Origin of the sequence: Duganella margarita (assembly GCF_009857535.1) — a bacterium.
GTDB lineage: Bacteria > Pseudomonadota > Gammaproteobacteria > Burkholderiales > Burkholderiaceae_D > Rugamonas > Rugamonas margarita.
In genome coordinates this window covers 1-411 of record NZ_WWCS01000080.1, presented here as the reverse complement: position 1 = coordinate 411, position 411 = coordinate 1, and the positions used below count along the sequence as shown (strand labels likewise).

The window sequence follows — 411 nt, the reverse complement described above, 5'->3', positions numbered from 1 at the left end:
GCATCGGCCGGCGCACCGCGCCGCGCCACAGGCGGCAGCCGGCGGCCAGCACCACGGCGACGATGGCGGGGGTGACGCCGAGGAACAGCGGCCGCGCGCCGGCCAGGCCGCCGTAGCGGAAGTACAGTGCGGTCAGCGCGACGATGCACAGGAACGCCGGCAGCACCACGCACAGCATGGCGACGGCGGCGCCGGCCGCGCCGCGCAGGCGGTAGCCGGCGTAGGCCACGACATTCACCGCCACCGGGCCCGGCAGCACCGACGCCAGCGCCAGGCCGTCCAGCAGGTCGGCCGCCGGCAGCAGGCGGCGCCGCTCGACCAGCACCTGCTGGGTCATGGCCACCATCGCCATGAAGCCGCCGACGCTGGTGCAGCCGATGCGCAGGAACAGCAGCGCCAGCGTGGCCAGCG

General features: G+C 76.4%; 1 protein-coding gene. It reads right to left on the bottom strand.

The window, feature by feature from the left end; genetic code table 11:
* On the bottom strand, nt 1-411 hold a 411-nt coding region (locus GTP55_RS29280; protein ID WP_161048265.1), incomplete at both ends, for a chromate transporter.